Source organism: Methylobacterium sp. E-045 (genome assembly GCF_022829685.1).
Lineage (GTDB): Bacteria > Pseudomonadota > Alphaproteobacteria > Rhizobiales > Beijerinckiaceae > Methylobacterium.
Genome location: NZ_JAKSYE010000122.1, coordinates 190,043 through 196,678, shown reverse-complemented (window position 1 = coordinate 196,678; position 6,636 = coordinate 190,043). Strand labels below are relative to the sequence as shown.

The 6,636-nt window shown below is 60.4% G+C and carries 3 protein-coding genes and 2 pseudogenes; 3 read left to right on the top strand and 2 right to left on the bottom strand.

Annotated elements, in window-relative coordinates:
* A pseudogene (locus tag MKK51_RS23215) lies at positions 1-122 on the top strand (IS5/IS1182 family transposase); the annotation flags it as partial.
* A gap of 31 nt (positions 123-153) precedes the next feature.
* On the opposite strand, the gene MKK51_RS23210 reads toward MKK51_RS23215, so the two are convergent.
* Positions 154-1,108, bottom strand: a protein-coding gene (locus MKK51_RS23210; RefSeq protein WP_243981425.1) for an IS630 family transposase whose coding sequence is annotated in 2 segments (ribosomal slippage) — positions 154-757 and positions 756-1,108 — 957 coding nt in all. Because the reading frame shifts where the segments join, the coding sequence is not laid out codon by codon here.
* A 134-nt stretch (positions 1,109-1,242) separates the two neighbouring features.
* Between MKK51_RS23210 and MKK51_RS23205 the strand changes: the two genes are divergently transcribed.
* Positions 1,243-2,226, top strand: coding sequence for a class I SAM-dependent methyltransferase (locus MKK51_RS23205; RefSeq protein ID WP_243981424.1), 984 nt, complete (start codon positions 1,243-1,245; stop codon positions 2,224-2,226).
* 9 nt (positions 2,227-2,235) lie between these two features.
* On the opposite strand, the pseudogene MKK51_RS23200 reads toward MKK51_RS23205, so the two are convergent.
* Positions 2,236-3,307: pseudogene (locus MKK51_RS23200) on the bottom strand (IS630 family transposase).
* 957 nt (positions 3,308-4,264) lie between these two features.
* Here MKK51_RS23200 and MKK51_RS23195 point away from each other — a divergent pair.
* A complete protein-coding gene (locus MKK51_RS23195; protein WP_243981438.1) occupies positions 4,265-6,568 on the top strand; it encodes a TonB-dependent receptor family protein in 2,304 nt (767 codons plus the stop codon).
* Positions 6,569-6,636: the final 68 nt, after the last annotated feature.

Here is a 6,636-nt window from a genome sequence, read left to right as displayed (position 1 = left end):
GGGTCGAGCGGCTGATCGGACGCCTCAAGCAATATCGCCGCATCGCCACCCGCTACGAGAAGCGGGCCACAAACTACCTCGCCATGGTCACCCTCGGCATGACCATGCTCTGGCTCACATGACTTTGCAGAGACGCCCTAGAGCCGTGCCCGCTCAACTTGGATCATAGGCATCGTATCCAGCGGCGGTGAGATAGTTGCGGCACTCGTTCGGCCGGAAGGCAGAGAAAGCCTCTCGAATGGCAATGGTCAGGTCGTCGGCGGTTCGCGCTGCGGCGGTCCGAAGGAGGGCTTTGACCTTGGCAAAGACTTGCTCGATGGGATTGAACTCGGGACTGTAGGGCGGGAGGTAGAGCACCCGTGCACCGACCGCCGCGATGGCTTCGCGTACCCCGGCGACCTTGTGGGCGTTCAGATTGTCGAGGATGACCGTATCGCCGGGCCTCAGCACCGGAGCCAGGGTGTCGGCGACGTAGGTTCGAGAGCGCATGCCATTGGTGGCTCCATCGAAGACGGTCTTGGCGATCAGGCCCGTGGCCCGCAGGGCGGCGGTGATGGTGGTGGTCTTGTAATGCCCATGCGGCACGGCGATCCGACAGCGTTCGCCGCGCAGAGCACGACCATACCGGCGGGCCATCTTGGTCGTGGCGGCCGTCTCGTCGAGGAAGACCAGGCGATCCAGATCGAGATCGGGTTGGCGCTCGAACCAGTCCTCGCGTGCGGCCTTCACCTCCGGCCGCGCCTGCTCGGCCGCGTGGACAGCCCCTTTTACGGGTGATCCCATGCCGGGCGAAGAAGCGTGACAGGCTGCTCGTGCTGGCCCGGACGCCCCGTTCCGAGAGCCTGTCGCGCAGTTCCCGCAGGAACGAGAGCGGGTGCTTTTCGTAGATCCGAAGGATCAGGGTCGCCTGCGCTTCCAGGCGCTGCGAGTTGCGGTCGCCGCCCATGGGCCTGGGCGCGATCCGCCCGTCCTGCCAAAAGCGCTCATGCCAACGGATCACGCTGGCCGCTCCGACACCGAAGCGTTTGGCAGCCTGACGCCGCGATGCGCCTGCTTCAATCGCGGCGACCACACGCTCGCGCAGATCGACCGACAGGGCTGAAGGCATGGCAATCCTCCCTCATAAGCCCGTCCAGTGAATCACACGCCAGCCAGATCGCCTACCCCGAGCGATTCAACTCGCCAGGGCACTGCGCTAGCTGCCTTCGATCGGTTGCGCAGTGATGTATCTTGAAATAAACTATGCGAAATTTGCTTTTGAAGGCTGCAGAACGCGTGCTTACCGGTACAATATCACCGCAGCGAGTATCGTTTCCGGCTGATTCTGCTGGAATGGATTTCACAGGAGAACGTTATGTTCCCGGCGTCGCTGGACAAATAAAGTTCGAGCATCTCCATCGCTACCTCTTGTCCGTCGAGTATGCGCATCATCGCGATGTGCTCGATATCGCCTCGGGTGAGGGATACGGCACGGCATCGCTGGCGAGCGTTGCCAAGCGGGTCGTAGGAGTGGATATCTCAATGGAAGCCGTTGCTCACGCGAACCGGCGGTACGGCTCCGAGAATCTTAGCTTCAAGCACGGCAGCATAGCTACCATCCCGGCCGACGACAAATCTTTCGATCTTGTCGTGTGTTTTGAGACATTGGAACACATAGGTGACCAAGCAAAGGCCCTTGCTGAACTTCGTCGCGTACTACGTCCAGATGGTCTTCTAATCATATCAACTCCTAATATAGCCGCAGAAGACGGGGCTTTGCACGAGGCAAATCCTTTTCATGAAAAGGAGCTTACTGAGGAAGAATTGCGGGCGCTTATTATGCCTCAGTTCCAAAACTACGTATTTTATGAGCAGCGTTTTACGCATGGCTCCATTATTGCTACCCAGGATTCAGGAAGCTCAGGCATGCAGCTTGTGACGTCCGTTAAAGAAAACGTCTATGACGTGACAAATACCGATCTCGGGAAGAACTATTTTATTGTTTTGGCTAGCAACAGTCCGCTTCCTCCATTGAATCGGGTGAGTCTTTTCGATGGATCGCAGGAACTTAAAAGTTTGCACAAGGATTTTACGTATGCTGTGAGTACAATGCATTCTTTGGAAGCCGAGAATGCAGAGCTCAAAGCTCAGATCGCTCGCTTGCAGACAAATGTAGACTTACACAGGATCCAAATTGATTTTCTTCGCAAAAAATTGAAGTTGTCGGTGACAAACGTTGGCAGCTAGTGCACTGACTCAGACGGATGGTTCAGGGGCACGATTGAGAGCGTCGAAGATGGCGGCTGCGGGTTTGGTCCAAACGAAGGGTCGGGCGCCGCGGTTGTGCTCGGCGATGTAGCGCTTGATGGCGGCCTGAAGATCGACGACGCCTGTGAAGGTGCCGCGTTGCAGGCGGCGGCTCGTGAGCGTGGAAAAGAAGCCTTCGACCTCATTGAGCCAAGAGGCCGAGGTCGGGGTGAAGTGGAAGGTCCAGCGTGGGTGGCGGGTGAGCCAGGCGCGCACCTTCGGGTGCTTGTGGCTTGCGTAGTTGTCGAGCACCACGTGGATCACCTTGCCCGCAGGGACCGCGGTCTCGACGGCGTCCCGGCAAACGGATGAACTCACCGTGGCGATGGCGCTGAATGCAGCGGCCGAGCACCGTGCCGTGCAGGACGTCAAGGGCGGCAAACAGCGTCGTGGTGCCGTGGCGGGTATCGTCGTGCGTCTGCGAGGCCGGATGCCCGGGTCCGAGGGGCCGGTCGGGGCGCGTGCGCTCCAGGGCCTGGATCTGGCTCTTCTCGTCGATGGACAGCACGACGGCATGGGCGGGCGGGTCCATGTAGAGACCCACCACATCCTCGACCTTCGCAGCGAAGGCCGGGTCGTGCGAACGCTTGAACGTGCGCACCCGGTGCGGCTGCAGGCGGTGCGCGTCCCAGATCCGTTGCACGGCGCGCAAGGAGATCCCGACGCGCTTGGCCAGGGCGCGCCCGGTCCAGTGGGTGACCTCGTCCGGCGGCTCCGAACAGGTCAGTGCGAGCACCTCCGCCACCGTCGGCGTGGAATGCGGCGGGGTGCCGGGTGGGCGGGTCTTGTCGTGTAGCAGGCCCTCGACGCCCTCCTCGGCAAAGCGCTGCTGCCAGCGCCAGACCGCGGGCCGACTGACACCGGCTTGCCGAGCCACCTCCTGCACGGTCAGACGCTTGCCTGAAAGCAGGACGATCCGGGCGCGCAGAATGTGCTTGAGGGGACGGGAGCGGTCACCCGCGATCCCGGCCAATTGGGACATCGTGGCGTCATCGAGGAGTACACAGACAGTCTGAGCCATGGCCCAGACACGCACGCCTCACGACCCGCGTGAATCAGCAGTCCGCGTCACTGCACTAGCTTCAGAACGAGGGCAAGCCAGGGGGCAAGGTCAACTGACAAGACAGTCACTCTCCTCTTCGCACGTATCCAATTGCAGGTTTTCTGACCCGCATCTTACTAACTTTCAGACTATTTATTACTATAGTCATGTCGCTACTGAACAATTGGTGTCAAATGATTGGATCGTTCATTTATGAAGTTGGCTCCAGTATGATTATGGCTATTATTATCAGGTTTGAAAATACTACTATATTATTTTACAGGCCGGGCAGTAAAAATCATAGATACTCAGCCGAATATTACAAATATTTTACAAAAATACGCGAATTATCGAACGATATTGTAGCTATTATAATTACATATTGTGGCATCAATGTGCCCACTTAACTTATATGCAGCGTCTATTGTTGACGGATTGTCCGCATGTACTATATCGTACCTGTGATGATTCTCTTTGAGGATCTTATGAGAATGGAGAGGCACGGTCCTTTTGAGGCGTCTGTTGGAACTTCCACTGCACCATTGTTGGCCGATGGCGACTGGCAGAGCTCGAAAGGTTGGTGAAAATTCTTCAGATGTGCTCGATGTCGCGGCGGCCCTTGCAACAGCGAGGGAGGGCTTTTTCGTCGTTAACGGCCCCCGCGCCGGGATAGACGAGGAAATGGCGGCGAACTGCGGGCCAGGAGACCTGCCGTCAGCTGGTGTCAAGCGCGAAGCCTGACCGGCAGGTTCTCCAGAGGAACGTCGGTCCATCGACCCGAACATGGCCGTAACGGCCTTGATCGCGGTGATGTACCGTAACCGTCGCTGGGAGGTTATTGTGTCCCGCTTTTCTCCGGCCAAGCTTCAAAGGCCGCCGTCCGGTTCATCCGGAACACGGACGACGCCAACTCGTAGGCCGTCAGTATGCGACCTCATCCGTCTGCTCGCGACCGCCCCACTCCTCGCTGTCGCGGCCCAGGCTCAGACCGAGAGTCGGGCGGTTCAGACGGTGACGCTCGACGAACTTTCAGTAGAGGCTGTGGGCGGCTCTAAACCACCGGCAGTCGGCCAGCCACAGACGAGCCTGCGAGTCGGCGGATTGCCGCCGGTTTCAACGCCCACGCCGATCGATAAACCCGTGGGCGAAGTCGTGACGAGCGTCGGCCGCGAGGGCGTGATCGACAAGCGCGCCGCTACCTCGATCGCCGATGTCTTGGTCAACAGCCCGGGCGTCACCGTCCGCCAGAACTACGGGCCCCGCGACTTCCTCATCTCGATCCGTGGCAGCAACGCCCGTTCGAACGGCGGCTCACGCAACATCGTCGCGCTGGAGGACGGTTTCCCGGTCACCCAGGCCGACGGCTTCTCCCGTTTCGACTACGTAGACCCACGCGCTTACTCGCGCATCGACGTGTTCCGAGGACCACAATCGACCTATTTCGGCAACTACGCCACGGGCGGAGCGCTCAACTTCATCACCCGCCGCGGCGCGGAGATCAACGGCGCCGAGTACGGCATCGACGCGGGCAGCTTCGGTTACCTCAACAACTACGCGACCGTCGGCGGCGTCAACGGGCCGTTCGAGTACAGCCTGTTCACCAGCGATACCCGAGGCAACGGCTTCATCGGCCACAACTCGTTCAACACGCAAACCGTCAATTTCCTCGGCACTTTCGCGCCGACCACCGATGACCGCTTCACGTTGAAGGTCATCAACAACGAGTTGTTCTCGAACTTGCCGGAACGCAGCTCGCTCAACCAGTTCCACATCAATCCGTTTCAGCGCGGCTGTGCCTCCGCGGCGGCTGCCGCCCCGGGATGCACGACGGTCAATCTGCTGACCAACGGCCGCTTCGGCGCGACGGTGCCCGTAACGGCGGACGAGGGCTCGTTCTCCCGGGGTGACCGGCGCACCATCATCGGAGGCCGATGGGAGCACGATTTCGATGCCTTCACGACGTGGCGTACATCGCTGGTGTTCGACGATCGCTATATCAACCAGCCATTCTACGCCTTGGGCTACCGCGGTGACTTCGCAGGGTTCAACGTCCTGACCGACCTCACCCGGCGCGGCGACCTGTTCGGCCTGCCGGCGACCGCTTATCTCGCCTTCGATTACAACACCCTGGACAGCAAGCAGCTCACCTACAACCGGTTGCCCTATATCGGCCCACGCTTCGGCGGCCTGGTCGGGGACTTGAGCTACATCCAATCCAACCTCGGCGGCCGGGCGCGGATCGAGCTGCAACTGAACGAACGATGGATCGCGGTCGCAGGCGTTAGCGCAGAGAGCACGACGATCGACGGGCGAAACACGACCTACAGCTACACGGCCGCCTCGACGATCCCGGCGCCGGCCAATGTCAATCGCGACTTCCTCAACGTTGCACCCGAGGCGTCTCTGCTCTATCGAGCGAATGAGGCGTGGCAGTTCAGGGGCCGGGTTGCAACCGGCTACGGGACGCCGCCGGGCGAGAGGCTGTTCGTCACTCCGGCCGGCTTGCCGGGCAACAACACGCAGCTGAAGACCCAGGAAAATCTCGGGTTCGACCTCGGGGCGGATTGGTCTCCGCTCCCGGGTGTTCGGTTCAACCTTACGGGTTTCTACGAGTTCTTCCGCAACGAACTCGTCACGCAATCGCCCGGTGCCGGGCTGCTCAGCTACGCCTTCAACGCGCCAGCCTCCGAGCACCGGGGCGTCGAATTTGGAGCGGATTGGGCATTCGCGCCCGGCTGGCGCGCCGTGGCGGCCTACACCTTCGACGACCAGTTCTACACGCAGTACACCGAGCAGCTCAGCGCCGGCAGCCTGACCCGGCGCTTCGACCGCGCGGGCAGGCGTATCCCGGGCGTACCGGCCAACGAGCTGCTGGTGCGCGTCGGCTACGAGCAGACGACCGGCACATTCGCTGGACTCGGCGGCTACGTCGAGACCGTCTTCCAAGACGATTTTTTCATCGACAACGCCAACCAGCTCAAGATGCCGGGATACGCTGTCGTCAACCTCAATCTCCATTACGCGACGGACCTCGCCGGCTACGCCAAGCGGGTGAACGTGTTCTTCGAGGTTCGAAATCTCTTCGACAAAACGTATGTCGGTTCGGCGCAGAACCTCGCGAACTCGATCAGCGCGTCCACCGGACTGCTGAACGGTGCAGGCGTCCTCGCCAACGCGACAGGCTCGATCTTCGCCGGGGCGCCGCGTAATTTCATCGGCGGCATGAAGCTCTCGTTCTGAGCTGGAGGAAATCGGTTCGTCGTATGCGGCATGCCGCCCGGAAAGACAGCGATGTCACGCTATTGGGC

Excerpts from the sequence above, each read along its gene's own strand:
- MKK51_RS23205 (WP_243981424.1), top strand. The coding sequence starts at position 1,243 with ATGCGAAATTTGCTTTTGAAGGCTGCAGAACGCGTGCTTACCGGTACA.